This window comes from Desulfoluna spongiiphila, from assembly GCF_900101345.1.
In the GTDB taxonomy this organism is placed as follows: domain Bacteria; phylum Desulfobacterota; class Desulfobacteria; order Desulfobacterales; family Desulfolunaceae; genus Desulfoluna; species Desulfoluna spongiiphila.
This window is the reverse complement of record NZ_FMUX01000010.1, coordinates 30,907-57,001: the sequence shown is the minus strand read 5'-3', so window position 1 is coordinate 57,001 and position 26,095 is coordinate 30,907. Positions and strand designations below refer to the sequence as shown.

The following is a 26,095-nucleotide window of genomic DNA, read 5'->3' as shown; positions in this document are numbered from 1 at the left end:
CCTGAAAAGTGATTCATGAGCTTAAAAATAAAAGAGAAACTGGCCGGCCTTTATTCGCGGTTCAACCGGGACGACAATGTGTTGATCCTCATCAACGCCGATCCCGATGCCATCGCCAGCGCTGTGGCGTTCAAACGGCTCCTGTGGCGGCGGGTCAGCCATGTGGTCATTGCCTCCATCAACGTGATCAAGCGGCCCGACAACCTGGCCCTGGTGCGGTACATGAAGGCCGATATCAAGCCGTGTTCCCATTCCCTCATGGAGGGGTTCAACCGGTTTGTGCTGGTGGACTCCCAGCCTCACCACTCGGAGGTGTTTGAAAAAATCAATTTTGACGTGGTGATCGACCACCACCCCGACGGGGGGCGACGCGACGGCTACACCGATATTCGCCCGGATTACGGGGCCACGGCCTCCATGATGACCGAATACCTCCGGGGGGCCCACATCAAGCCGTCGGTGCGCCTGGCCACGGGCCTCTTTTACGCCATCAAGACCGATACCAACAACTTTCAGCGGCAGACCCTGGTGGAAGATGTCCGGGCCTTTCAATACCTGTACCGCCTCTGCAATGTGCACATGCTCCAGAAGGTGGAGCAGGCCGAGCTCAAACCCAGTTTTCTTAAGTATTTTCAGAGGGCCCTTAAAAACCGGATCATCAGGCGAAGCCGGATGTACGCCCATGTGGGCACGGTGCCCACACCGGATGTGCTGGTCCTCATCGCCGATTTTTTCATGAAGGTGGATGCCGTGAGCTGGAGCATCGTCTCCGGGATTTACGGCAAAAAGCTGGTGGTGATTTTCAGAAACGACGGGGTGAGGAAAAATGCCGGACGCCTTGCCGAGAAGAGTTTCGGCTGCTTTGGCAGCGCAGGGGGCCACAAGGATATGGCCCGGGCGGAGATGGTGGTGGCGGAGTGCGGGATCGATGCCGTCAGCGAAGATGATGTAAAAATGCAGCGCTGGATTATCGGGCGCATTGAATCACGGTGACCATGAAGACAACCAACACGCGACACGCGTCAAAGAAAATAAGCAGAAACAAGCTCCTGGCAGCCATCGTGGTGGCCTTCGGGGTCTTTACCCTGGTGGTGGCCGCCGGGGTGACCACCGGCTTTAATACGAAGCAGGAGGTGGTGTTGTCCGGGCGGACCATGGGCACCACCTACCATATAAAAGCCGTGGTATCGGGCAAGATGTCGGCGGATGCCTTGGGCCTTGCCGTGACCCGGCGCCTTGAGGCCATCAACCGCAGCATGTCGGTCTACGACCCGGAAAGCGAGATTTCCCGGTTCAACCGCGCAGGCAAAGGCGTTGCGGTGCACGTTTCCCAGGACCTGCTCACGGTTTTTTCCGTGGGCTCGCGTATCCATGATCTCACCGACGGAGCGTGGGACGCCACCGTCGGGCCCCTGGTCACCCTCTGGGGGTTTGGACCGGGCAAGGTTGAGGAGCGCTTCCCCCGGGAGGACGAGGTGGCCCATGCCCTGTCCCGGGTCGGGTTTGCCGCCATTTCACGCAAAGGGGAAGGGGCCCTTGTCAAAGACCGGGAGGGCCTTTACCTGGATTTTGGCTCCATCGCCAAGGGGTACGGCGTGGATGCCGTGGCAGCCCTGCTCCGTGAGAAAAAGATCGCCCATTTTCTGGTGGAGATCGGGGGCGAGGTGTACGGCCAGGGCTTTCGGTTGGACGGTAAACCCTGGCGCGTGGGAATCAACACGCCCCAGCGCGGGGCCATGGTGGGAGACCTCTTTCAGGTTCGGACCCTGAAGGGCCAGGCCCTTGCCACCAGCGGAGATTACCGCAATTATCGAAAGGTAGAGGGGCGCATCTGGACCCACGTCATCAACCCCCTCACCGGGTATCCCGTTGAAAACGGGGTCACCAGCGCCTCTGTGTTGGCCGATTCCACGGTCTTTGCAGACGGTCTGGCCACGGCCCTGATGGTCATGGGGCCGGAAAAAGGCCTCGCCCTGGTCAACGGGCTCAAGGGGGTGGAGTGCCTGCTCATCGTCCGCAAGCCCGACGGGTCCCTGGAGGTGTCTGCCTCGGATGGCTGGGTGGCCCGGCCCCTTTCTTAGGAGCGGGACAAAAGGAAACAGGCAAAAGCGATGCCTTCTATGCTCAACGTGGCGGGAAAAAGCCTGCCTCCGGAGGCGAGGTGAGCCACCTTGAAAGCTGTTTGTCGCTTCGCTTTCGCCCTCGTCCCCCGGGTCAAATCACATCCGCCTATAAAACGAAATTCATTCAAGCAGTTTTTTTACGGCCTGTTTGTTAAACTTTTTAAAAGTTTAGCCCCCGGCAGGGCCGCCGGAGGCATAAACTGAATCCTTACACTCTGACCATGGAAGGCTTTATTCAGAAGGAGCCCCACCATCTGGTTTGATTTGGTTCCTTTGGTTGACACATTGTTTTTGCCTGGTGTACTCTGTCAGACACGATGTGGGTCTGTCCCATGCCATGGGCAACCGTTTATTCTACCGTTTTTGCCTCTTCTCCATTGCCCGTCGCACCCCTTGAACCCATCAAAAACGCGTGTGCCGTCAACAGCCCCTCACCGGGCTGACTTTAAGCGATATCTTCATGGTTCCCATGCCCCTAACCAACGCGTCTTCCCCTTGATGCCCCGGAGAAAGGCGCCGCATTCCCGAAAGCTGTGTCTCGATGATGAAAACCCTGACCCTAACGAACGGTTTTTCTCTCAACACCTCCGGGCAGGTGGCCGAGTGTGTGGCAGAATCCCCGGTTCCGACCACGGTGGCGTTGATGCCGGGATGGATCCCCCATGTCAAGCCGCGCCTTCTGGTGAAAGAGGGCGATGCCGTCAACGGGGGCGCTCCCTTGTTCGAAGACAAGCGAAACCCCGTGGTCACCTACCCGAGCCCGGGGGGCGGGGTGGTGGAACGCATTGTCTACGGGCCGCGTCGACGCATTGACGAGGTGGTGATCACCCTGGATGAGGAGGAGCGCTGGGAGCGCTTCGAGCCTGTTTCGCCCAACCGGATCGCCGCCACGGACCCGGACACCCTTCGTCACATGCTCCTTAAAGGAGGGGTTTGGCCCCTGCTTCGGGAGCTTCCCTTTCGGGATCACCCCGATCCCGCAAGCCGTCCCGCCCATATCATCGTCACCTTGGGCTGGGCCGGGGGGCACCTGGCCTTGCCCGCCCTGGCCCTGGAAGGGGAAGAGATGGCCTTTCAAAACGGCCTGGCCATCCTTAAGCAGTTCTGTCCGTCGGTGCATGTCATCACCCCGGCCCATACCGGCGAGCTCTCCGAACCCATTTTAAAAACCGTCACCGCACATATCCGGGGGGGCTACCCTGCCGGTGATCCCGGCCACTACCTCTACCACATCCGCAAAGAGCCCTCGGAGAACCGCAGCTGGTACATCGAAGGCCAGGACCTTGTGGCCCTGGCCCGGTTTGTCACCGAGGGATGCTTCTACCCCAAACGGGTCATGGCGGTGGGGGGCAACGGTGCCACCGTGTGCGGGCACGTCCGCACCCGTGTCGGTGCCCCTGTCTCCTCCCTGGATCCCCAGGAAAAGCGGCGTCGGCGCATCGGGGGCTCCCCTTTTTCCGGGCTGTTTCTTCCGGCCACGGGCTACATGAACTTCTTCGACAAGGGCTTGACCCTGTTGCCCGTGGGGGATGAGGAGGACCTGTTCGGGTTTCTCCGGGCCGGGTACACACGGCCCAGTCAGTCCCGCACCTTTTTGTCCGTGTTCAACAAAAAGCCACTGAACCTGGATTGCGGCATGCATGGGGAGGGACGTCCCTGCATCAACTGCGGCCGGTGCGCCCAGGTCTGTCCGGTGGCGATTCTGCCCCAGTACACCATGAAGTGCATGGTGGCCGGAGAGGTGGAGGAGGCCCTGGCCCACGGGCTCCTGGATTGCATTGAGTGCGGACTCTGCAGCTATGTCTGCCCGTCGAAAATCGAACTGCTCGATACCCTGAAAACCGCCAAGGCCCAGTACCGGAAGGAGCGAGACGGATAGCATGAAAAACGTCAAAAACGCCCTGGATCGCCTGGGCACCTATTTTCAGGAGGGGACGAAACTCCAGGCCCTGCATCCCGTCTACGATGCGATCCGCACCATTTTTTTTGTGCCCGGCGAGGCCACCGTGCGCATGCCGGCAGTCCGGGACAGCCTGGACTTGAAACGGTTCATGTCCCTGGTGATCGTGGCCCTTATTCCCCAGACCCTCTTCGGGATGATCAACACCGGCACCATGGCCCTTGTGGCCGAAGGGGTCGACCCCACCTGGGGCCATGCCCTCTACCGCGGCTCTGAAGCGTTTGTTCCCATGCTGGTGGTCTCCTATGGGGTGGGCCTTACCTGGGAGGGGATTTTTGCCGTGGTCAGGGGCCACAAGATCAGCGAGGGCTTTCTTGTGACCGGCCTTTTGTTTCCGTTGACCCTGCCCCCCAGTGTGCCCCTCTGGCAGGTGGCCGCCGGGATCTCCTTCGGGGTGGTGGTTGGAAAAGAGGTGTTCGGGGGCACCGGGCGCAACATCCTGAACCCGGCCCTCACCGCCCGGGCCTTTCTCTTTTTCTCCTACCCGGTGTCCATGAGCGGGGACAACGTGTGGGTGGCCACCAAGGCCGTGGATGCCGTCACCGCGGCCACGCCCCTCTCCCTGGCCTTAGGGGCCAAAGGGGAGGCGGTACCCGAAGCCCTTGTTCGAAACGGGTATACCTTCTGGACCATGTTTTCCGGACAGATCCCGGGGAGCGTGGGGGAGACCTCGGCTCTTCTGTGCCTCATCAGCGCTGTGTTTCTCTGCATGGTGGGGGTGGCGAGTTTCCGCATCATCGTGGGCGGGGTTCTGGGGGTGTGCGCCATGGGCTCGGCCGTGGTGTTTCTCTCCTCGGAGCTTTCCCCCTGGCACTGGATCAACCCCGTCAATCACCTGATCATGGGGGGCTTTGCCTTCGGGATTACCTTTATGGCCACCGATCCGGTGTCTGCCCCCGGCACCGATGGCGCCCGGTGGGTCTACGGGTTTTTCATCGGGGTCCTCACGGTCATCGTCAGGGCCTATAACCTGGCCTATGCCGAAGGGGTGATGCTGGCCATCCTGTTTATGAACCTTTTCTCTCCCATGCTGGAGATCCTTGAAATCAAACTCCGGACAGGAAAACGGGTGCCCAATGTCTGATACGAAACAGGCCATCGGTTTTGCCCTGGTTGTTGCCTTGGTCTGCTGCCTCTGCATCACGGCGGCGTCCACGGGGCTCAAAGCAAGGCAGCAGGTCAACATGCGCCTCGACCGCCAGAAGAATATCCTCAAAGCGGCGTCCATTGACTATGATCCAGCAAAGGCGACTCCTGCGGAGATCGAAGGGTTGTTCAAGGCCCACATCTTCCAGGTGTGGGCCGGAAGCGACGGAGAGCTCTACCCCGAACCCACCGAGGGCGGTGAGCAGCGGCTGCCCCTGTACCTGACCCTGGATGACGGGGAGATCGTCTCTTACATCCTGCCCGTGGATTCCCGGGGCCTCTGGGGGCGCATCAAGGGCTACATGGCCATCGAAGCCGACGGCAGCACCATCAAGGGATTCACCGTCTACTCCCACCAGGAGACACCCGGCCTGGGGGGCGAAATCGAAAGCGACTGGTTCCAGAAGAACTTTGTGGGCAAAAAGATCGTGGGAAAATCCGGTGAATTCGCCGCCATCAAAATTGCCAAGGGCAAGGCCCTGGGAGACCTGGACAATGAGGTGGACGGCATCAGCGGGGCCACCCTCACCGGGCGCTACCTCAGCGAGGGGCTGGCCACCAACCTTGCCACCTACGAGAGAATTTCCCTGAGGTTTCGCCAGAACCTCATAAAAAAACACCTGGATAACCTGAAACCCCTGGAGTGATCATGGGCTTTACCCGAACCCGACTGTTTCGAACGTTTAAGGCGGCCCTCTGGGAAGACAACCCCATTTCCCGTCAGATCCTGGGGATCTGCTCGGCCCTTGCCGTGACGGTCCAGATGAAAACCGCCCTGGTCATGGCCCTTGCCCTGACAGCGGTGCTGACCTTTTCAAACCTGATCATCTCCATCCTTCGCAACCAGATTCCCCGCAACATCCGCATGATCGTGGAGCTTACCGTCATCGCCTCCCTGGTGGTGGTGGCCGATGAGATCCTGAAAGCCTACCTCTACGACATCAGCAAGCAGCTCTCTATTTTTGTGGGGCTTATCATCACCAACTGCATCATCATGGGCCGCGCCGAATCCTTTGCCATGGCCAATCCTCCGCCCCTTGCCGTGGCCGACGGCCTGGGCAACGGCCTGGGCTACGCCCTTGTGCTTGTGGGGGTGGCCTTTCTCCGGGAGTTCTTAGGGGCCGGCAAGATCTTCGGCGTCTCCGTGGTGCCCCAGGCCTTGTACGATGCAGGGTTCATGAACATGGGCCTCATGACCCTGGCACCGGGCGCGTTTATCGTCATCGGTCTCCTGGTCTGGATCCAGGGTGGCATGCCGGAGGAGGAGGACTAAAGGATGGGCGACTTATTCGATCTGTTTTTCAACTCGGTGTTCGTGGGCAACATCCTGCTGGCCTACTTCCTGGGGATGTGCTCCTTTGTGGCGGTCTCCAAGACCTTGCGCACGGCGGTGGGGCTGGGGCTTGCCGTGGTGTTCGTGCTGACCATCACCTCGCCTGCCAACTGGTTGATCTACCACCTGCTCCTGGCCCCCGGAGCCCTGTCCTGGGCAGGCCTGCCCGAGGTGGATCTCAATTTTTTGAAGTACATCACTTTTATCGCCACCATCGCCGCCATGGTGCAGGTGGTGGAGATGATCATCGATCGGTATTCGCCGACCCTCTACACCAACCTGGGCGTGTTTCTACCCCTTATTGCCGTGAACTGCGCCATCCTGGGCACCTCCCTGTTTATGGTGGAGAGGCATTACACCTTCACGGAGTCCGTGGTGTTTGGCTTCGGGTCCGGCACCGGCTGGATGGTGGCCATCATCACCATGGCCGCCATTCGCGTGAAGATGCGCTATGCCCATGTGCCCCACGGGCTCAAGGGGTTCGGCATCACCATGATCGTCAGCGGCCTCATGGCCATGAGTTTTATGATCTTTTCGGGGATGGGGACGTAAACGCAAGGAGGCACCCTTGATTTACCTGGTCAGCTTGTGCGTGTTTGTGGGCATCATTCTTTTTCTGGTGATCCTGTTGATCATCGTGGAGCGCTTCGTCACGATTCAGGGGGAGCGGACCATCATCATCAACGAGGATACCGGCAACCCCATTCGGGTGGAGGGTACCCCCACTTTGCTCTCGGCCCTTCTGGGGCGCGGGGTGTTGCTGCCGTCCGCCTGTGGGGGCAGCGGGTCCTGCGGGATGTGCAAATGCGTGGTGAGCAAGGGGGGAGGGGATATTTTACCCACGGAACTCAGCCACGTCTCACGCAAGGAACGCATGGCAAGCGTCCGCATGGCCTGTCAGCTCAAGGTGAAGGATGACATGGAGATCCATGTGCCCGACGAGATCTTCAGTATCTGCAAATACGACGGCACCGTGGTCTCCAACGACAACGTCTCCACCTTTATCAAGGAACTCATCATCGACCTGGACGACGGCAAGGTCATGGAGTTCAAGGCCGGTTCCTATGTCCAGATCGATATTCCCCCCTACGACATCCGATTTACCGATTTCGACATCGCCGAGGAGTACCGGGAAGACTGGGATGCCCAGAACCTGTGGTCCCTTTCCCATAAGAATGAGGAGAACTCCTTCAGGGCCTACTCCATGGCCAATCCTCCCTCGGACAACCGCCGCGTGATGCTCAACATCCGTATTGCCACGCCCCCGCCCAACGCACCCGATGCCCCCCCCGGGGTGGGGACCACCTATCTTTTTAACCTGAAGCCCGGCGACAAGGTGACCCTTTCCGGGCCCTACGGGGAGTTTTTTGTCAAGGAGACAGAGCGGGAGCTCTGCTTCATCGGCGGCGGTGCGGGCATGGCCCCCATGCGCGGGCATATTTTCCACCAGCTGCATACCCTGGACTGCAAACGGACCATGAGTTTCTGGTACGGCGCACGTTCCAAGCGGGAGATGTTTTACGACGATGAATACAACCAACTGACAGAGGACTATTCCAATTTTGATTACCATGTGGCCCTCTCCGCCCCCCATCCCGAAGACGACTGGAGCGGCTATCGCGGGTTTATCCATAACGCCGTCTACGAAAATTTCCTCAAAAATCACCCCGATCCCGCCGAGATCGAGTACTACCTCTGCGGGCCTCCCCTCATGATCGACGCCGTCCTTGCCATGCTGGAAAGCCTCGGTGTGGAAGAGGAGATGATCCTTTTTGATAAATTTTCGTAAGACCTAATCGCCCCGGAGCACGGTTGCCTTGCCATGGCCAACGTGCATGGAAAAGCCTGCCTCCGGCGGCCAGGGAATGATCCCCTGGACCCCAGGTTGCGAATGCGCTTTCCCCTTCGTTCCTCAGGGAAAATCACATTCGCCTTTGAATCAGGTTGAATTGAATCTGTTTTTAAAACCGGTTTATATAAATCAGGCAAAAGTCTGGCCCTCGGCAGGGTCAACGAAGGCACCTTTAACCGGGTTGCCTCCGGCGGCGAGGTGTGCCACCTCGAAAGCAAGTTGCGAATTTGTATTTAAAGCCTGTTTGTTAAACTTTTTAAAAGTTTAGCCCCCGGCAGGGCCGCCGGAGGCAAGCGGCATCGCTTCAACCAAAAAACCCTTTGCACGTCTCCGTGCAAAGGGTTTTTTCTGGTTTGATGGCTTTGTCGATCAGGAACCGGCCGCGGCCGTGAGGCTTTCCGTGGTTTCGGCCGTCCCTTCAACAGGGGCTGTGACCTTCTCCACCTGGACCGCACAGGCTTTGTATTCGGCGGTGAGGGTTTCCGGGTCGTAGGCCGGGTTGGTGAGCCAGTTGGCGTTGCCCTCCCGGAAGTGGAAGGCCATCCAGATCATGCCTTCGGGGATTTCATGGGTTATCCGGGCCTTCACCGTGACGGCTCCGCGCTTGGAGGAGACCCGGACGGGCTCTGCCTGTCGGATGCCCAGGCGCCTGGCGTCAACCGGGGAGATGTCGCAGGTCTCTTCGCCCAACAGGTCGTTGAGACCGTCGCATCGGCCGGTCTGGGTGCGGGTGTGGTAGTGGTAGAGCCGCCGTCCGGTGCTGAGGACAAAGGGGTAGGCCTCGTCGGTTACCTCGGCGGGCGGGGTCCAGGCCGTGGGGTTGAAGATCCCTTTGCCGTGGGTGAACCGTCCGTCTTTGTGGAGGAAGGCGGTGCCGGGGTGGGTGGCATCCGGGCAGGGCCACTGGAGCCCGTCGCCTTCGATGCGGTTGTAGGTGATCCCCTTGAAGTTGGGGGCAAGGGCCGCGATCTCGTTGTCCCAGATCTCCTGGGCGCTCACCGACGGCCACTCCTGGCCGAAGCGCTTGGCGATCTCTCGGAAGATCCACCAGTTGGGCCGGGCTTCACCGGGCGGGGTGGAGGCGGTGCGGACGCGGCTGACCCGGCGCTCGCTGTTGGTGAAGGTGCCGTCGTTCTCGCTCCAGGCGGCAGCCGGAAGGACCACATCGGCGAACTCGGTGGTTTCGTTGAGGAAGATATCCTGGCAGATGAGAAATTCGGCTGCGGCGAGCTCATGCTCGACTTTTCGGATATCCGGCTCGGTGTTGGCCAGGTTTTCTCCGAAGATCCAGAAGGCCCGGACTTTTTTGTCTTCAAGGCCTTCCATCATGTGGGGGATCATGAGGCCCGGGGTGGCGGGAAGGTCCGTGACGCCCCAGGCTTTCTCGAACTTTTCACGGGCCGCAGGATCGGTGACCTTCTGGTACCCGTGGAAGACCCCGGGAAGCGCGCCCATGTCGCAGGCGCCCTGGACGTTGTTCTGGCCGCGCAGGGGGTTGACCCCCCCGCACTCCACGCCCATGTTCCCCAGGAGCATCTGGAGGTTGGCCACGGACATGACGTTGTTTTTCCCGCAGGTGTGCTCAGTGATGCCCAGGGTGTAGCAGAGCATGGCCGGGCGCACCGAGGCGAGCATGCGGGCGGCGTGTCGGATGGTATCGGCCTCAATGCCGCAGATGGGGGCCATGGCCTCGGGGGTGGCCTTGGAGACCTCCGTAGACAGGGCCTCGAACCCTTCGGTGTTTTCCGCGACAAAGGCGGGATCGAAGAGCTCTTCTTCGATGATCACATGCATCAGGGCGTTCAAAAGGGCGATGTCGCTGCCCACCTTGAGCTGAAGGTGAAGGTCCGCGTAATCCACCAGTTTGTGGCGCCGCGGGTCGGCCACGATGAGCTTTGCCCCTTTTTTAACGGCGTTTTTAAGAAAGGTGGACGCCACGGGGTGGGCCTCTGTCATGTTGGAGCCGATGACGAAGAACATCTTGGCGCGATCAAACTCCCCGAAGGAGTTGGTCATGGCACCGGAACCAAAGCTTGTCGCCAGACCGGCGACGGTGGGGGCATGTCAGGTGCGGGCGCAATGGTCTATGTTGTTTGTCTTGAACACCCCCCGGAAGAGTTTTTGCATCTGATAGGAGTCTTCGTTGATGCTTCGTGCGCAGCTGACACCGGCCACGGCGTCGGCACCGCTTTCGCCGATGATGGTTTTGAGTTTGTCGGCAACAAGGTCCAGGGCTTCGTCCCAGGAGGCCTCCCGGAGTTCCCCGTCTTCCCGTATGAGGGGCGTTTTAAGCCGCTCCTCCGAGTAGATGAAGTCGTAGCCGAAACGCCCTTTCACGCAGAGGCGGCCCTTGTTGGGAAGGGCCTCTTCGTCGCCGGTGACCTTGACGATTTTTCCCTCCTTGACATGGAGGGTCTGCTGGCACCCCACCCCGCAGTAGGGGCAGGTGGTGCGGATGGTCTCCACGTCCCAGGGCCGCCAGATGCCCTTGGCTTTCTTTTCCACCAGGGCCCCGGTGGGGCAGGCCTGGATGCACTCCCCGCAGAAGACACAGGAGGATTCGGACAGGGGCAGGTCGCCCAGGGCGACGATTTTGCTCTCTGCGCCACGGTAACCATGGCTGATGGCTTCGTTGACCTGAACCTCGTTGCAGGCCTGCACGCAACGCCCGCAGAGAATGCACCGGGAAAAATCACGGATAATCAGCGGGTTCTTGAGTTCCGGCGGGTAAAGGGGCGGGGTTTTCGGGTAGGCGGTTCCCGTGGCCCCGTATTCAAGGGCGTATTCCTGAAGCTTGCAATCCCCCCAGGAGGGGCAGAGGTGCTCGGAGTGTCCGTCGGCCTCGGCCCTGGCGTCGAAAAGGGCCTTGGGGTCTTTGACGGAGCCGTCGTCGATGCAGTCATGGTTCCCCGATGAGAGGAGGAGTTCAAGGGTCATTTTCCGCGACCGGACGACCGTCGGGGATTCGGTCTGGATCTCCATTCCGGCCTCTGCCGGAGTGGAACAGGAGGCCAAAAGGTTCCTGGCTCCCGCGACCTCCACCACGCAGAGGCGACAGGCTCCGGTGGGGGTGGCGCCTTTTAAATGGCAGAGGGTGGGAATGGGAATTCCCGCATCTTCCGCCGCCTCGAGGATGGTCTGGCCGGGTTTGAAGGGGTGGCTGTTGCCGTTGATCACAATGGTGCCGTCAGACATGGGATGAACCTCCGCTGGATGATCCGCTCGGCTGCGGGGCGCCCGCTGCAGATTCGGAGAATAGGGTTCTTCTGGGACGGATGTCTCTGTTTTGAAACGCTCGTGTGTTACGCAATGCATGGAGAGCCAAAAAAGGTCGGATCCATGATGCCATAATTGTCATAACGGTTAATCGGAATATCACCAATTGTCAATATAAATATCCGGGATAAGTCCCAAATTTCAGGTTGATTCACGTCGCAAGGATCAACCAAACACCGTAACCATCTGCCTTGAGATTCCCGCCAGCTTTCCGTCCGGAGCCCAGAGCCTGGCCTCTTCGCCCACGTAGCCGTGCTGTGCGGTGTCCACCCGGGTTTTGAATCGCCATTCGTCGGTGGTGGCGAATCCCCGTCCGGTGTCGCACATCTCAAGGTGCCAGGTGAGGGTGCTGGCCGGTGCAATATCGTTTAGCATGGACAATGACGGGGAAGGCCAGGCGTCCATAAGGGCAAGAAGATGGGCTTCGTGGGTCTCTTTTTTTTCTCCCCGGAAGCTGATCCAGCCGCCGTAGGCCCCTTCGGAGCGGCCCTCAAAGGGGTAGGGCCCTTCGGCCCAGTGGTAGCGGAAGTATTGGGTGAAACTCGGGGCCAGCCCTTCCATAAAGGGGAGCTCGGTGAGTTCGTCGGGGGGTGTCCAGGCCGGGGCGGTGTGGTCCTGGCGGCGGATGCGTGAGGGGCGGTCCGCGCCGAAGCACCCGTGGAGGGTGGCGCAGAGATCTCCCTGGGAGGTGACCACCTGCGCCTGGGCGTGGGTAACGGAGGTGCCCTGCCTGAGAATCGTCCCCTCGGCCCGGATGCCGCCGGTGCCCGTGGGCCCCACAAAGGCGATGAGGAGATTTCGCAGGGGAAGGTCGTGCCCCACCTGTTGACGCATGGCGGCGAGTCCGACGACGGCCACGAGGCCGCCGAAAGCGGTGCGGCCCTGGAGCCAGGTGTCGGGGATGGTGAGGTTGACTCCGGTGTCGTCGCCTGTGGCGGCATCAAACAGAGCGTGGATATCCATGGGGCCTCCCTGTGTGGTGTTTGGTGTGGTGGCCTTTGTTTTATCACCGAACAAAGGGAGAGGGCAACAGAGAGGTCGGCCTGTAATGGTGACGTGCTACTTCAAGGCTTCAATGGAGATGGTGATGTCCACCTCTTTGTCCATGACTCCCATGTTGAAGAATGTGCCGTCGCCCACCTTGAAATCGAGGCGGTTGACGGTGAATTGGGTGGTGAACCCCGCCACCTGCTGTGAGGGTTTGAAGGGGTTGGGTTTCACCCCGTGGAAGATCAGGGGGGCGGAGATTTTTTTGGTGATGCCACGGATGGTGAGGTCTCCTTCGATCAGGTAGCGGTTTCCTCCCTTAGGGGTGACCCGGGTGCTTTCAAAGGTCATGGTGGGGTGTTTGCCGGCATCGAAGAGTTCGGCGGAGCGCAGGTGGGTGTCCCGCTTCCGGTTGAAGGTGGTGATGCTTTTGGTTTTGACGGTGAAGCGGCATTGGGAGTTTTCCATGGCGTCGGGATCGATGGTGAGTGTGGCCGAGAAGTCTTCGAAATGGCCCCGGACCGTCGAAAAAATGTGCCGGGAATCGAAGTAGATCCCGGAGTGTGCGGTATCCAGCTTCCAGGTGGCCGGTGCGGCCTGGGCTGCGGCGGTGATGAAAAGAAGCAGTATGGGGATGGCGAGGTGCCTGGTTTTCATGGCGGTATTCTCCTTAATATAAAAGATGAAACATATCAAAAACCGAAGGTCTCGGTATGGATCCGTCCCTTGGGGATGCCGATTCCTTTGAGCATGGTTTCAACGGCGGTCATCATGGGGGGGGGCCCGCAGAGAAAGACCTGAGGCAGGGAGAGGTGGCCGATGAATGTGTTCAGGGCTCCGGCAGTGAGCCGTTCTTTTTCCGGCTCCCCTGTGAAGAGGAGGTGTACCGAAAGCGTCGGGTGATTTCGTTTGATCCGAACAAGCTCCTCGGCGTTGAACAGGGAGTCGTGGGTGCGGTTGCTCCAGATCAGGATGACCGGGCGGCTGTCCCGGGTATCGTCCATGTACCGGAGCATGCTGAGCATGGGGGTAACGCCGATGCCCCCGGCAATGAGGACCACCGGGGAGCCGTCGGGCAGCAGCAGATGGGAAAAGCTGCCGTAGGGTCCGTCGATGATCGCGGGATCACCCTCTCTCACACAGTCCATGCCCCGGGTCCAGTCTCCGCTTTTTCCAATGATGAACTCCAGGGTGTCGGTTCGGGTCGGGGAAGAGGCGATGGTGAACGGATGTTCTTCAGATGATACCACAGAAGAGGGGAAGGAGAGAAAAGCAAACTGCCCGGGGAGATAGGAAAAAGTCCCTTTGCCCTCGGGTTTGAGGTGGATGCGGGTGGCACGTTTTCCGGCGGGAAAGACCCGTGAGACCCTCCAGGGGGAGAGGGGGCGAAGGGCAGGGAGGTGGCGGCGGAGGAGGAGCCCCAGGCAAAGGGCCCCGAAGGCCAGGCCGAGGGCTCGGGGGAGGCCCTCTTCAAAGGTTTCGCTGGAGAAGAGAAGGTGGACGACGAGCAGGGCCAGCACAAGGACCCCGCCCGCCTGATGGGCTCGCATCCAGAGATGAAAGGGAAACCCCAGGGGCTTTTTGAACAGGGCGGCAGCGGTCATGTAAAAAAGCCCCATGAGGAGAAAGGCTCCCACGATTTCGGGCCAGTAGTCTGCTTTCAGGGGAAGGGCGGTGAGCTCTTCGGGGGCGAAGACGAGGAGGGGGTGACCCAGGGCGATGAGGGCGATGAGGATGCCGTTGGCCTTGTGCACGGCAAGGAGGCTGTCCATGCCAGCCATGCGGTTGACCCAGGTGAGGCGCGATGCCAGGACGAGCTGTACTCCCAGAAGAAGGGCCGCAGCCATGCCCATGAGCTTGCCGCTCCTGAGAAGGCCTTTGGCAATGCCGAATTTGTATTTGATGGAAAAGGACTCAAAGAGAAACGGGATGGAAAAGGCACCGCAGAAGAGAAGGAGCAGCACAGCCAGGCAGCCGATGAAAAGGCCGTAGCGTACACCCCGGGGCCGGACAGGAGCCGTGCGGATGCTCATGGCGCCTCCTGCTGCATCACGATGAAGATGGCCTGGGCCAGGGGGAGCTTGCACAGGAGGATACAGACGGGGGCCAGGGTGGAGTGTGCCAGAAGGCTTCCCGGGGTCAGGGGAAGGGGCGGGTTGAGAAGGGAAAAGTAGGCCATGCCCACGACCCCTGCGGTCACGGTAAAGGCATTCATCAAGACAGCCACGCCCACGGTGGCGGGCCGAAGGAACAGGGGAGGCAGCAGAAGAAGGCTCACCGTGCTCATGGGGGCGGCCCACCAGAAGAAGAGGCTCTTCATGGGCGGGTGCAGGCCGGCGTGAAGAAACAGTCCCCCTAAGCTGAGGAGGATGTGGGCACACACAAGCATGTGGGCAGGGTTACGAATCATGACGAGCCCCGGGTTTGTTGGTGGTGTACATTCGGCATCACAGCGCCTGGGGGGCTGCCGGATGGTGCCTTGGGATGTTTATGGGTGAAAAGGCTCTGGCAAAAAACGGACGGAACGTGGCCGCCTGGAGACGCAGCCCTTAAAAAGCTGACGGCGTCAAGGTCTGCCACCTTGAAAGCAGGTTGCGAATGCGTTTTCCCCTCGTTCCTGGGGGAACATCACATCCGCCCCTAAAATGAAATCCATTCACGTGGGTTTGTGGTAACGTATTTATTTTTAACAGGTTATTGGGGTCGTGTAAAGAGCGGCTGTCGGGGGCACGGTTGCCGCGATACCGGAGATTGCGGTGGGGACTGTTTCTCCGCGAAGGGACGTTTCGCATTGCATAGTGAAACTGCCAGTAAAGAAGGCGGTTGGTGTGTTGGTATTTCTTGCAATGACAATGGGTTATTGTTGACATATCGCGCGATATCAGAGAAGATAAATCATTGTCAGGCTTACAGGATTTTTTCACCGTTAGTCACTTATCGTTACCCCATTATATCCATTGCCTTCGTTTCCTGCCGTTGGTTCCCTCCGCTTTGTCCTGCTTGCCTTCCATCCCGGATCGTTGTGGTCTTCACAGGCTCCGGGGTATCCCCATCATTATTGATTCCATGAATTCGGTCCACGGTGCCGCAGTTTTTTGGCGGTGCCCGTGCCTTCCGCGTGTTGCCCTGAGATTTGTTTTTGTGTGTTCCAGGTGATTCGGCAGCCGGGTTTTGATCGGGAGGACGCTATGAAGCGCATCCTTTTTTCCCTTTGGATCCCGTTGGTCTGTCTCCTCGGGGTGTGTGCCGTCGTGGGCACCGCTTACGGCGACGTCGGATCCATCGAACTGTCGGGCGGTGTGCTGGCCCCATACGATGTGTCCGGCGGTGACACCTCCGTGGGCTGGCAGATTGCCTATGCTGCCGGTGTCACGGATCATGTTGAGATCGGCGCCATATTCATGAGGACCGGCAATTTTGAAGCCGAAAACGATATCACGAACGGTGAGGTGGAGATCTCCACCCTCATGCTTCAGACCCGCTGGCTCTTCAACCCGGAGAGTACGACGCGCGGGTTCGTGGACCTTGCCGGCGGGATGATGGATCTGGATCCCAAGGGCAAGGCCACCACGTCCAGTCGTTCCGGCGGGGCGGCTAGATTTGGCGTCGGTGTGGACCAGGCCCTCACCCCCCACCTGTCCCTTCGCTTCAGCACCGGCTACACCACGGGGATCGGTCGCACCAGTGAAATCGACATTCTGGACGTTTCCGTCTCCCTGGTCTTCGGGGTGCGGTTGCTTGAGTGACCAGGAGCCTTGAAGGCCCCCTTTAAAGGCTTTCCCTTGAGGGGCCCGGTGATGTATTCTTGGGCACATCGCGTTACCTGCGCCGACCAATGGCGTGAAACCAAAGCGTCCATGCGTTGCGCCGCACAGGGAAAGGGCCCCATTGCACATGCTGGAATTTTTAGTCGCACACGGCTACCTGTCACTTTTTGTGGTGAGCTTTCTGGCGGCAACGGTGGTGCCCCTGGGGTCCGAATGGCTCCTTGTCGCCCTGCTGACGGAAGGGCTGCATCCCGGGCTGCTCCTTGCGTCGGCCACCACGGGCAATGTGCTGGGGGCGCTGACCACCTGGGCCATCGGGGTATGGGGCGGGCCTTTTTTGATGGAGAGGGTGCTGCGCATCGACCCCAGAGCCCAGGCCAGGGCCCGCTCGGTGTATCGGCGGTGGGGGAGCTGGTCGCTTCTGCTCTCCTGGGTGCCCGTCATAGGGGACCCCCTCTGCCTCGTGGGCGGGCTTTTCCGAATCCCATTTTTCCGGTTTGCTTTCCTGGTTTTGATTGGAAAACTTGGTCGGTATGCCTTTATTGTGGCCATGGTGAACGCTGTGGTGTAAGGCGGCGTCATCTTTGTCTGATGTCGTGAACTAAATTTAATATAAATATAGAAGATCGCTGTCTTTTTCCTGTTGACTTGCCCTTGCCCCTGATTAAGAATAAGGCAGATGTGACCGGCAGGGCAGCCCAACCCTCACCGTCTCTTTCCTCTTTTGACAGACACCTCCAGATCGTTTCCTGTCCCGGATTTGCAGCAAGCATTCCATGAAATGCATGCCCCCCCTTTTCCTTTTATCATTGTACCGGCACATCACCCAACGCGAATGCACGCGATAAAAATCGTCGCCAGCTCCTTAACTCCCGGGCGGTGCACACGGTTTTTGTGACAGAGGTGTCTTCGACGATCATTGTGCCTTTTGACTTTTGTATGGCGCCACTTCGGGCTGGTGCTGCCTGTCCGGGTGACGATGAAAACGACGAAAAAAAGCAAGGAGGGGCCATGGATACCAAGCAATACTGTGCCAACCTGAGTTCGGAGCTCCAGAGGTGGCGGGATGCCATCCACAAGGAAAACGAAATCATCGCAAAACTTTCCTCAGCGGAGAAGCAGCACATACTGCCCTTTGTGGAGGACCTGAGGATGCTTGAGGCGGAGATGGACGAACGCATTGATCAGTTGAGAACCGAATGCCCCACCTTCTGGGGCCCGGAAAATGCGGAAAATGTCATGGAACCCGGCGGTGAATTCACCGGCTTTGCCCTGAAGCCGGATGAAAGCGACGGGATCATCGGGGGCGGAAACTTTGGCGGGTAAGGCCAGCGGACAGACCCGCAAGGACGTAAGGGCTGGCGCAAAAATAAAACGCTGAAAAAGCCATGCCCCCGGCGGCAAGGTGGGCCATCCATACAGGGGGTGGCCGTAGCGCCTTACCCCTTGTTCCTCGGGCCAAATCGCAGCGGTACTTTTTCGTGGCGTGCGCATGTGTTTTCTTGTGTGCGTCGTAACTGAATGGAGTTACCCGGCAGAGAAAACCTTTTGACTCATCGTGTCTCTGCCGGGTGACACAAAAAAGCCGGTCCGTAAAACGGGTCGGCTTTTTTGTCTGCGGGCAGGCGACGTGATACCGGCAAGGGGCCATGGGGCTCCCATCGGACATCGGGTTGACAAGATAGTGTGAACAGTGTTAACTTTCAAAAAATCCGATCAGTCGGCTTGCCGACCGGACAGTCGGATGCCTATGAACAGCCCAAGTTCTGCGATCTCCCTCAGCGCGAAACGCAGGGGCCACCCTGCCGCCACAGATACGACGACGCCATGTATTCATACGAATAAAAGGAGCCCCATGGCCCACCTGTCTGAGCTGGAAGCGATTCGTAAGTCCCAGATCCTCGATGCCGCCGTGCGCACCATTGCCGATAAAGGCAGCACCAATGTTCGCATGGACGATATCGCACGACGTTCCGGCCTCTCAAAAGGAGGCATCGCCTACTACTTTTCCTCCAAAGAGTCCCTGATCAAGGCGGCGTTCACCGCCCACTTTGAGTCTGTCTTTGAGGCGGTGTCCCGGGAGCTCGACCGGGAGCCGTCGGTCTTTGCCCGCCTTGCCCGCATTCACCTGCTGTTTGACAGGGAGCGGGAGGAGGTGGGCACCGGCTACCCCCTCATTGCCGACTTCATGTACCAGGCCATGCACCATCCCGAGTACCGGCCGCTTTTTGCCGGATGGGTGGAGGGCTGTGTGGCGCTTCTGACGGGAACCCTTCAAGAGGGCATGGACCAGGGCCTTTTTATCGGCATGGATCCAGAGCCGGTGGCCCGGTCCATCTCCGCCATCTACCAGGGGGTGGGGCAGCGGTGGTTCCTGGCGCCGGAGACGCACCCCCGGGCCTGGGCCCTGACCACCCTTGAGTATGCGGTGATGGGGGTTCTGGTTCCCTTCCTTGCCCCGGGGGTTGAGTTGACCCGGGGCGCTCGGTGAGCTTTCTGGCAAAGGAAGGCAAAGGCCTTCGGGTGCAGGGGGTGTTTTCTGTCTATGTCAATTTAGGCAAAGGAGACTGCCCCTCATCCGAGAGGAATGTGAAGACGTTTGGCAACCGGTGTTCTCCGTAGATGGTAACGGCTGGTGATACCACCTTTTTTTTCTTCTCTGAAAAGCCATCTTGTGCTATGTACCCATTTCCTTTGGTGGGGAATCGGGCACATGAGCAATGGGTCGCCATTTATCACGCAAGCCATTTCAGCGGCAAACCGTCCGGTTTGTCTTCGTGGCCAGCGGCCTTGCATCCTTTGTGGGTGTTTGTTTGACTTTCCCTGCCCATGCTCCGTAACCCGATACAACTGACGAGTGACGATGAAAAAGTACCGTTTGCTGATGAACGGCAGCAATTATCTGATGGCGGTGGATGGAAAAACCGTACGACAGGGTTTTTTCCAGAACATGATCATCAAAGCAGACAGTCCCCGGCAGGCAGAACTCCAGGCCATCTCACGCATCTGGCATGACGGAGAGCTGAAGGCCCGGACCCTGAATCCGCCGGAGAACCCCCAGAAGGTCTCTTTGCACACCCTCTGGGAGCTTGACGTGGCCTATGACGACTCCCGCATCGACATGGAGCGGACGTTTTATCCTGAAAAAAAGTGGTGGGAGTTCTGGAAATAACCCACCTGAAATAGTTGTCGGTGCGTGGGTGGACTCAGTTTCCTGCCCCTGCCGGCTTTCCTTCCATCCCCTTGCGGTCTGCAGGGAGTCCTCCCACCGGAAACATCCGATCATAGAGCCCGTTGTAAAGTATCGTGTAAATGGGCACCATCACCAGAAAAGCCAGATCAAGCATCAGGGCCTTGTAAAATGAGAGGTGAAGCCACCACATGACCAAGGGGATGGTGGCACACATGAGCCCGGCCTCAAAGAGCATGGCGTGGGCTGTCCTCAGGGCCATGCTTCGCGGGTAAAGCGGCATGCCCGCCCGGAGCAGGGCGTGGTCGAAGAGGATGTTGTAGATGTAATTCCAGGCCATGGCCATCAGGCTCATGGTGATGCTCAAGGCGCCCATTTTTTCTAAGGGGGCGTGCATGACCCAGGAGAGGAGAGGGACGCAGATCATGAGCAGGGTGATTTCAAAGAGAAGGGCGTGACGGAGTCGATCCCTTGTTGTTCGCATGGTGGTGTTCATTGTGTTTCCTTGGCCTCGGCCTGTTTAAGGTGAAATGGTTTGACCGCTTTCCCTGCTTTATAATCGTGTTTTCGGTTGGGTAAAAGTTTGATACCATCCGATATGCGGATAGGTTGGCGCGATTAAGGAATCAGAGAAAAAAAATGTACAAGCCACCATGCATGCCGCTGAAGCAGGTACCCGTTTTTTTCGTTTTAAAGGAGTCACCATGGGATTCAGCCTGGAGTATCTGGATGCGTTCGTCGCTGCGGTGGAGACCGGTTCGTTTTCGGCGGCGGCGCGTCGCCTGGGCAAGGCCCAGAGCCGCGTGAGCACGGCCATTGCCAACCTGGAGATTGATCTGGGGGTGCCCCTTTTCGATCGGTCGGGAAAGTACCCGGTACTGACTTCTGCAGGGGAGCGGCTCCTGCGGGAAGCCCGGGAGATCCGTGAGCGTTGCCGGGCCTTTTCAGACCATGCCGATCGCCTGGCAGGGGGCGTTGAGCCCATGATCCGCCTGGCCGTGGACGAGCTGCTGCCCTCATCGATCCTGGCGGATCTGCTGGAGGGTTTTTCCGGGCACTTTCCCGACACCGACGTGGAGATCCTCACCGGCGTGATGGGGGACGTGGGTGAGATGGTCTCCTCGGGCCGGGTTGACGCAGGCATAGAGCTGCCCCTGGGGATCCCTTCGGATGATTGTGACTGGCGCCTTCTGGGGCGCATGGGGTTTTCGGTGATGGCCGCTCCCCACCATCCCCTGGCCGCCCTCAAAAAGGTCTCTCCCCGGGACCTGGCTCCCCACAGGCAGCTGGTGACGGTGAGCCGGAAGGGGGAGAGGGAGCCCGAGGCCTATCGGTTCGGTCGGCGGATCTGGCAATGCGAGAGCAGCCACGTGATCAGGGAACTTGTCCTGCGGGGCCATGGGTGGGCCGCCCTTGCCCGGCACCAGGTGGCCGAAGATGTCCGGGTCGGGCGCCTTGTGGCGTTGCCCGTTGGCTTTGCAGGGTCCTGTTTCCAGAGCGACATTTACTTTATCTGGGAAAAGGGGCGGCCCCTGACCCCTGCCGCAGAGTGGCTGGCCGAGTCCCTTTCCGGGATTCTAACACGGTCCCTTCCTCCAACCTGACAGGCGGGCTGTCGCCTTTTTTCACGGCCCCTTGTCCCCGTCTTTGCACAGGGTATCTTCCCTGTGGTATACTTTTTCCACTTTTACCGGCACCTTACTTCTTGACCGTTTCCCCCCCTTTGTTGCCGGAGTGACGCCGCTTTTCCTGCACGCGGCGTGGGCGCAGTACCCTACAGTGTCATGAAAAAAACACGTACCCAAGGACGTGATTGATCATAAAAAAGCTCCCTTTCCCCAACCCATGACAGGAGGCGATTCATGCTCAATTTTCATCTGACAGACGCTCAACTGGCGCTTCGTGAGCGTGCCCGGCGGTTTGCCATGGACCACGTGCTGCCCGTGGCCTGGTATTATGATGAACAAGATGAGATGCCGGTGAAGGTGCTGGAAAAGGCCCTGGACGCCGGGTTCATGAACGCCGATATCCCCTCAAGCTACGGAGGGCGTGGCTATGGGCTTGTGGACGCGGCCATTGTCACCGAGGAGCTGGCCGCGGCCTGTCCCGGCATTGCCACCAGTATTTTCGACAGCTCCCTGGGCCTGGAACCCTTGATTCTCTCCGACAACGAAGCCTTAAAAAAGAAGATTTTCGCCCAGGTGCTGGTGGAGGGCTCCCGGGTGAGCTTTGCCACCTCGGAGCCCACCATGGGATCGGATGTGTCGGCCATCAAGTGCCGGGCAACGGACGCCGGGGATCACTACCTTCTTACCGGCACCAAGTACTGGATCACCAACGGGGGAGCCTGCGATTTCATGTCGGTTTTTGCCACGGTGGATCCAAAGGCAGGCCACGAGGGAATCTGTGCCCTGCTCGTGGACATGCGGTGCAAGGGGATCACCGTGGGCAAGCCCATTCCCAAGATGGGGCAGCGGTGTTCCAACACCGTGGGGGTCCGTTTTGAGGAGGTCAAGGTCCCCAAGACCAACGTGCTGGCCGAACCGGGCAAGGGCTTTGTCCTGGCCATGAAGACCTTTTCCCGCACCCGGCCCATGATCGGTGCCTTTGCCGTGGGCGCTGCCCGTTCCGCCATGGAGTTCGCCCTGGATTACGCCAAGAAGCGGCGTGCCTTCGGTTCCCCCCTCTCCGGCTTCCAGGCCGTGCAGTTCAAACTCGCCGAGATGTACCAGAAGGTGGAGACGGCCCGTCTCCTGACCTGGAAAGCCGCCTGGAAGGCCGATGAGGGAAAAGATCCCACCATTGCAGCCTCCATCGCCAAATTTTATGCCACGGAAGCTGCCTGGGAGGTTGTGGACGAGGCCATGCAGATCCTGGGTGGCTACGGGTACACCAAGATGTTCCCCGTGGAGAAATTCATGCGGGACATCCGTCTGTTGCGGATTTACGAAGGCACCAGTGAAATCCAGCGCCTTATTGTCTCGGGCTGGCTGCTGTCCGGTTACAAGCCGGCCATGCCATCCATGGAGGAGCTTCCGGTCCGGCGCGACTCAGATCCCATGGGGGATCAGGGCGGGAAAGCCTTCCGGTGCCGCGTCTGCGGGTACGTCCATGAGGGAGACGAGCCTCCGGAGGCCTGTCCGTATTGTTTTTTCCCGGCATCTGCCTTTAAAGAGTGCACGTAAAGGTTTTTAGACAAAGGAAGATATTTTCATGTTGATCTTGTTGGATGCAGGTCATGGCGGTGTGATCGATGGCGTTTACCAGACCCCGGGGAAGCGGTCCCCCAAATGGAGCGACGGGAGCCAGCTCTTTGAAGGGGAGTTCAATCGGTGGATTGTCAACGGGCTGTCCGAGCGGCTGAGCCGGAGACATATCCCCTATGTCCTCATTGCTCCCGAGCAGCGGGACGTCACCCTGCGGACCCGGGTCAACAGGGCAAACCGCTACAAAGGCCGGCCGTCTCTTTTTGTGAGCGTGCACGCCAACGCAGGGGGCGGCTCCGGCTTTGAGGTGTTCACGTCCAAAGGGACCACACAAAGTGATGCGGCGGCCCACTGTTTTGGCCAAGAGTTTGTTCGGGAATTTCCCGAAAAGCCCCTGCGTGCTGATTTAAGGGACGGGGAGTATGACAAGGACAGGAATTTTTTTGTGCTGAGGAACACCGCCATGCCCGCCGTTCTTACGGAAAATTTTTTTATGGACAATGAAGAGGAGTGCCGGCAGCTCCTGATGTCCGTCGAGGGACGGCAACGAATCGTTGACTATCACGAGAGGGCCATCGTGCGATGCGTGGAAGGGCATGTGTAGCCACAACGTCCGAGATCCAGGCCGGTCAGAGGTTTAGACTCTTGGGTTTTTGTGGCATACTGCCTCTTTTTTGCATGCCAGCTGAGAGACGAAAGGTTTTCAATGATAAAAACACTGCTCAACCCCGCCGGGACACGGCAAAGGCTGTTGCGCGACCTGATTGTGGTGATCCTGTTGACCACCGGGGCCATCACGGCGGTGACCCTCATCCAGGGGGCCAACATACGCAACGACATCGCCCAGGAGCATATCCGCCAGAACCTGCGGGCCACATCCGATGCCATTTTTCAGTTTTACGAGCCGGTGCGGAACAATGCGCTCCTGATACAAAAGTGGGGAGTCGCAGGGATCTGGCAGATGGACGACATTGCCTCCATCACCGCCAAGCTAATTCCCATGATGGAGAACATGCCCCAGGCGGCGGCGGTGAAGTTCGGAGACACCGACGGCCGTTCCTACCTGCTGACGGCCAATGAAAATATCTGGATCACCCGGACCGTCACCCCGAAGCGACCCGGGGTCACCACCTGGAAGCAGTGGGTGAACGGCCAGCTCATCGACACCCGGGTGGAAGAAAAACCCTACGATGTGACCCAGCGGTTCTGGTACAAGAAAGGCCTTTCCCTTACCTCGGGCAACCAGGCCGATGTCACCTGGCTTCCCCCCTACATGCTGGACTACATAGATCTCCCCGGGTTATCGGCGATCATGGCCTGGACCTCGGAGGAGAAGGACCCCCTCACCTCCGTGCTGGCCCTTGATGTGTCCGTCAACGATTTGTTCAACCGGATTTCCGAAACCAACGTCGGGCCCAACGGCACGGCGTTTCTCTTTGACGGCGATGCCTCGGTCTACCATCCGGTGAGCAGCGAAAAACGTACCGAAACCCATCAGTTTTACCTGGACCACACCGAGGTGGAGGCCCCGGATGTCCGTCAGGCCATGGGTGCCTGGCATGCCAAGGGCAAGCCCACAGATGCCTTTACCTTTACTATCGAAGGCCGGACCTACTGGGCGGGGGTACAGCCCATCACCGCAGACACCAGGGAGTTCTGGATTGGTGTGGTGGTGCCGCAATCCGACTTCCTGCAGAAGGTTTTGGAGCGGCGGTGGGGAATCCTGCTCATCGGGCTGATCATCCTGGGGGCGGGCTTTGTGATGGCCGGGTTCCTCACCTGGAAATACAGGCACCAGCTCCGGGACATGCCGAACCAGGTGATCCGGGACGCGCATTTTGAAGACGACGTGCGGCGTCTGATTGCCCGGGGTGAAGGCTCCTCCCTGGAGTTCAAGTCCACCATGCGCATGAACCTCAAGACGGACAAAAACGACAAAAACATCGAAATCGCCTGGTTGAAAACCGTGGTGGCCTTTATGAACACGGCCGGAGGGATCATTGCCATCGGCGTCAACGATGACGGGGAGATCGTGGGCACGGCCCCGGACGGGTTTGAAAGCGAGGACAAATGCCGGCTGCACTTTCGGAATCTCATGAACCAGCACATCGGCCTGGAGTTCACCCAGTACCTTCACCTGTCCATCGGCACCATCGACGGCCACACCGTGCTGGTCATCGAATGTGAACGGGCGGATCGGCCCGTGTTTCTTCTGAACAAGAAGGATGAGTCGTTTTATGTGCGCAGCGGGCCCTCCAGCCTGAGCCTGACCATGCGCCAGATGTTGAAATACTTAGGGGCCGGGAAGTAGTGAGATGAGCAAGGTGGGATTTGACACCGGCGGCGAAGAGCTCCTGGGGCGGGTGGGGCCGTTGTGGGAGAAACTTAAAACTCATCATGCGGCCCATTCGGTCCATTTCTCGGAGTTTCTGGCGGGGCGCACCTTTGTCGACCGAACCGCCGATATCCTGTGCCATGGCGGAGAGGTGCGGGTGGACCTGGCCGTCCGGAGCGGCCGGGACGTGGGGTACTGCGTCTGCACGATTTCGCCTTCCGGGACGGGGGAGGTGGACTCCCTCTATGTGGAGGAGGACTTCAGGGGCTGCGGCCTGGGAGAGGCCCTGGCCCGCCGGGGGCTTGCCTGGATGGATGAAAAAAAGGTGACCCGGAGGTCCCTTTCGGTTGTGTACGGCAACGACGCTGCCCTTGCATTTTACCGCCGCCTGGGGTTTTATCCCCGCAACATTCAGTTGGACCAGCTGCCGGCTTCGGCGTAAACGTCAGGGCGTTTTTTTAGATATTTTCACAGGGTAATCCCGGATTTTGTTGACAGGGGTTGCGTATTGGAATATGTGAGCATATATTCAAGTGTAAGGAGTTTCAATGGACAACAGACCCGATACCTGCCAGATCGAGTGCATGAACCCGGAAGTCGCAGATGAAGTCAGAACCAGGATGGAACCGGATGAGACCCTGTTTCACCTTGCGGAGCTCTTCAAGGCCCTGGGCGACTCCACAAGGGTACGGATCCTCCATGCCCTCTCCTTTTCGGAACTCTGCGTGTGCGCCCTGGCGGATATTCTGGACATGAGTTCATCGGCCGTGAGCCACCAGCTTCGGGTGCTTCGTTCCCACAAGCTGGTCAAGTACCGCAAGGACGGAAAGAATGCTATTTACAGCCTGGACGACATGCATGTGCAGACCCTTTTTGAACAGGGGCTTCAGCACGTGAATGAATAGTTGGGACAGGCTGAT

General features: G+C 59.1%; 25 protein-coding genes. 19 read left to right on the top strand and 6 right to left on the bottom strand.

Going from position 1 to position 26,095, the window contains the following annotated elements; all coding sequences use genetic code 11:
• The first annotated feature begins 15 nt into the window (after positions 1 to 15).
• The 8 genes from BLQ12_RS14225 (at position 16) to nqrF (ending at position 8,351) form a co-directional block, all read left to right on the top strand.
• Complete coding sequence (locus tag BLQ12_RS14225; protein WP_092211334.1) at positions 16 to 993, top strand: DHH family phosphoesterase; 978 nt, start codon at positions 16 to 18, stop codon at positions 991 to 993.
• Between the two features lie 2 nt (positions 994 to 995).
• On the top strand, positions 996 to 2,081 hold the full coding sequence (locus tag BLQ12_RS14220) for an FAD:protein FMN transferase (RefSeq protein WP_092211333.1): 1,086 nt from the start codon (positions 996 to 998) through the stop codon (positions 2,079 to 2,081).
• Between the two features lie 583 nt (positions 2,082 to 2,664).
• Entirely contained in the window at positions 2,665 to 4,002 is a 1,338-nt protein-coding gene (locus BLQ12_RS14215; protein WP_092211332.1) for a 4Fe-4S dicluster domain-containing protein, read from the top strand.
• Position 4,003: 1 nt separating this feature from the next.
• Positions 4,004 to 5,167, top strand: coding sequence for an NADH:ubiquinone reductase (Na(+)-transporting) subunit B (locus tag BLQ12_RS14210; RefSeq protein ID WP_092211331.1), 1,164 nt, complete (start codon positions 4,004 to 4,006; stop codon positions 5,165 to 5,167).
• A complete protein-coding gene (locus tag BLQ12_RS14205; RefSeq protein WP_092211330.1) occupies positions 5,160 to 5,876 on the top strand; it encodes an FMN-binding protein in 717 nt (238 codons plus the stop codon). The genes BLQ12_RS14210 and BLQ12_RS14205 overlap by 8 nt, the downstream gene beginning before the upstream one ends.
• Positions 5,877 to 5,878: 2 nt before the next feature.
• On the top strand, positions 5,879 to 6,502 hold the full coding sequence (locus BLQ12_RS14200) for an NADH:ubiquinone reductase (Na(+)-transporting) subunit D (protein WP_092211329.1): 624 nt from the start codon (positions 5,879 to 5,881) through the stop codon (positions 6,500 to 6,502).
• 3 nt (positions 6,503 to 6,505) lie between these two features.
• Positions 6,506 to 7,114 (top strand): NADH:ubiquinone reductase (Na(+)-transporting) subunit E, encoded by a 609-nt coding sequence (nqrE, locus tag BLQ12_RS14195; RefSeq protein ID WP_092211328.1) that lies wholly within the window; start codon positions 6,506 to 6,508, stop codon positions 7,112 to 7,114.
• A 16-nt stretch (positions 7,115 to 7,130) separates the two neighbouring features.
• Positions 7,131 to 8,351 carry an NADH:ubiquinone reductase (Na(+)-transporting) subunit F gene (gene nqrF, locus BLQ12_RS14190; RefSeq protein ID WP_092211327.1) on the top strand — a complete coding sequence of 407 codons (1,221 nt, stop codon included), beginning with the start codon at positions 7,131 to 7,133 and terminating at the stop codon, positions 8,349 to 8,351.
• Positions 8,352 to 8,783: 432 nt separating this feature from the next.
• Here nqrF and fdhF read toward each other — a convergent pair whose 3' ends face one another.
• The 5 genes from fdhF to BLQ12_RS14165 all read right to left on the bottom strand — a co-directional run bounded on the left by fdhF (position 8,784) and on the right by BLQ12_RS14165 (position 15,087).
• Positions 8,784 to 11,609, bottom strand: a complete 2,826-nt coding sequence (gene fdhF / locus BLQ12_RS14185; protein WP_092211326.1) for a formate dehydrogenase subunit alpha — start codon at positions 11,607 to 11,609, stop codon at positions 8,784 to 8,786.
• A 246-nt stretch (positions 11,610 to 11,855) separates the two neighbouring features.
• Positions 11,856 to 12,653, bottom strand: coding sequence for an acyl-CoA thioesterase (locus BLQ12_RS14180; protein WP_092211325.1), 798 nt, complete (start codon positions 12,651 to 12,653; stop codon positions 11,856 to 11,858).
• A 96-nt stretch (positions 12,654 to 12,749) separates the two neighbouring features.
• Positions 12,750 to 13,334, bottom strand: a complete 585-nt coding sequence (locus tag BLQ12_RS14175) for a YceI family protein (protein WP_092211324.1) — start codon at positions 13,332 to 13,334, stop codon at positions 12,750 to 12,752.
• A gap of 35 nt (positions 13,335 to 13,369) precedes the next feature.
• A complete protein-coding gene (locus BLQ12_RS14170) occupies positions 13,370 to 14,710 on the bottom strand; it encodes a ferredoxin reductase family protein (RefSeq protein ID WP_092211323.1) in 1,341 nt (446 codons plus the stop codon).
• Positions 14,707 to 15,087, bottom strand: coding sequence for a hypothetical protein (locus BLQ12_RS14165; protein ID WP_092211322.1), 381 nt, complete (start codon positions 15,085 to 15,087; stop codon positions 14,707 to 14,709). The genes BLQ12_RS14170 and BLQ12_RS14165 overlap by 4 nt, the downstream gene beginning before the upstream one ends.
• Before the next feature lie 778 nt (positions 15,088 to 15,865).
• On the opposite strand from BLQ12_RS14165, the gene BLQ12_RS14160 reads away from it, so the two are divergent.
• The 5 genes from BLQ12_RS14160 (at position 15,866) to BLQ12_RS14140 (ending at position 19,616) form a co-directional block, all read left to right on the top strand.
• Entirely contained in the window at positions 15,866 to 16,423 is a 558-nt protein-coding gene (locus tag BLQ12_RS14160; RefSeq protein ID WP_092211321.1) for an outer membrane beta-barrel protein, read from the top strand.
• A gap of 148 nt (positions 16,424 to 16,571) precedes the next feature.
• Positions 16,572 to 17,015 (top strand): YqaA family protein, encoded by a 444-nt coding sequence (locus BLQ12_RS14155; RefSeq protein ID WP_092211320.1) that lies wholly within the window; start codon positions 16,572 to 16,574, stop codon positions 17,013 to 17,015.
• A gap of 440 nt (positions 17,016 to 17,455) precedes the next feature.
• A complete protein-coding gene (locus BLQ12_RS14150; protein WP_092211319.1) occupies positions 17,456 to 17,770 on the top strand; it encodes a hypothetical protein in 315 nt (104 codons plus the stop codon).
• A 529-nt stretch (positions 17,771 to 18,299) separates the two neighbouring features.
• Positions 18,300 to 18,935 (top strand): TetR/AcrR family transcriptional regulator, encoded by a 636-nt coding sequence (locus BLQ12_RS14145; RefSeq protein WP_175469797.1) that lies wholly within the window; start codon positions 18,300 to 18,302, stop codon positions 18,933 to 18,935.
• A 372-nt stretch (positions 18,936 to 19,307) separates the two neighbouring features.
• Positions 19,308 to 19,616, top strand: coding sequence for a hypothetical protein (locus tag BLQ12_RS14140; RefSeq protein ID WP_092211317.1), 309 nt, complete (start codon positions 19,308 to 19,310; stop codon positions 19,614 to 19,616).
• A gap of 34 nt (positions 19,617 to 19,650) precedes the next feature.
• Here the strand turns inward: BLQ12_RS14140 and BLQ12_RS14135 are convergent, their stop codons facing one another.
• Positions 19,651 to 20,130 (bottom strand): PACE efflux transporter, encoded by a 480-nt coding sequence (locus BLQ12_RS14135; protein ID WP_092211316.1) that lies wholly within the window; start codon positions 20,128 to 20,130, stop codon positions 19,651 to 19,653.
• Positions 20,131 to 20,338: 208 nt separating this feature from the next.
• Here BLQ12_RS14135 and BLQ12_RS14130 point away from each other — a divergent pair, with 208 nt between their 5' ends.
• From BLQ12_RS14130 to BLQ12_RS14105, 6 genes are all read left to right on the top strand, one after another.
• Positions 20,339 to 21,238: a LysR family transcriptional regulator gene (locus tag BLQ12_RS14130; protein WP_175469796.1), complete on the top strand. Its 900-nt coding sequence runs from the start codon at positions 20,339 to 20,341 to the stop codon at positions 21,236 to 21,238.
• A 258-nt stretch (positions 21,239 to 21,496) separates the two neighbouring features.
• On the top strand, positions 21,497 to 22,819 hold the full coding sequence (locus BLQ12_RS14125; RefSeq protein WP_092211314.1) for an acyl-CoA dehydrogenase family protein: 1,323 nt from the start codon (positions 21,497 to 21,499) through the stop codon (positions 22,817 to 22,819).
• 28 nt (positions 22,820 to 22,847) lie between these two features.
• Positions 22,848 to 23,444: an N-acetylmuramoyl-L-alanine amidase gene (locus tag BLQ12_RS14120; protein ID WP_092211313.1), complete on the top strand. Its 597-nt coding sequence runs from the start codon at positions 22,848 to 22,850 to the stop codon at positions 23,442 to 23,444.
• A gap of 102 nt (positions 23,445 to 23,546) precedes the next feature.
• Positions 23,547 to 25,151, top strand: coding sequence for an RNA-binding domain-containing protein (locus BLQ12_RS14115; protein WP_092211312.1), 1,605 nt, complete (start codon positions 23,547 to 23,549; stop codon positions 25,149 to 25,151).
• Positions 25,152 to 25,155: 4 nt separating this feature from the next.
• A complete protein-coding gene (locus BLQ12_RS14110) occupies positions 25,156 to 25,617 on the top strand; it encodes a GNAT family N-acetyltransferase (protein ID WP_092211311.1) in 462 nt (153 codons plus the stop codon).
• A gap of 106 nt (positions 25,618 to 25,723) precedes the next feature.
• Entirely contained in the window at positions 25,724 to 26,080 is a 357-nt protein-coding gene (locus tag BLQ12_RS14105) for an ArsR/SmtB family transcription factor (RefSeq protein WP_092211310.1), read from the top strand.
• Positions 26,081 to 26,095 lie beyond the last annotated feature (15 nt).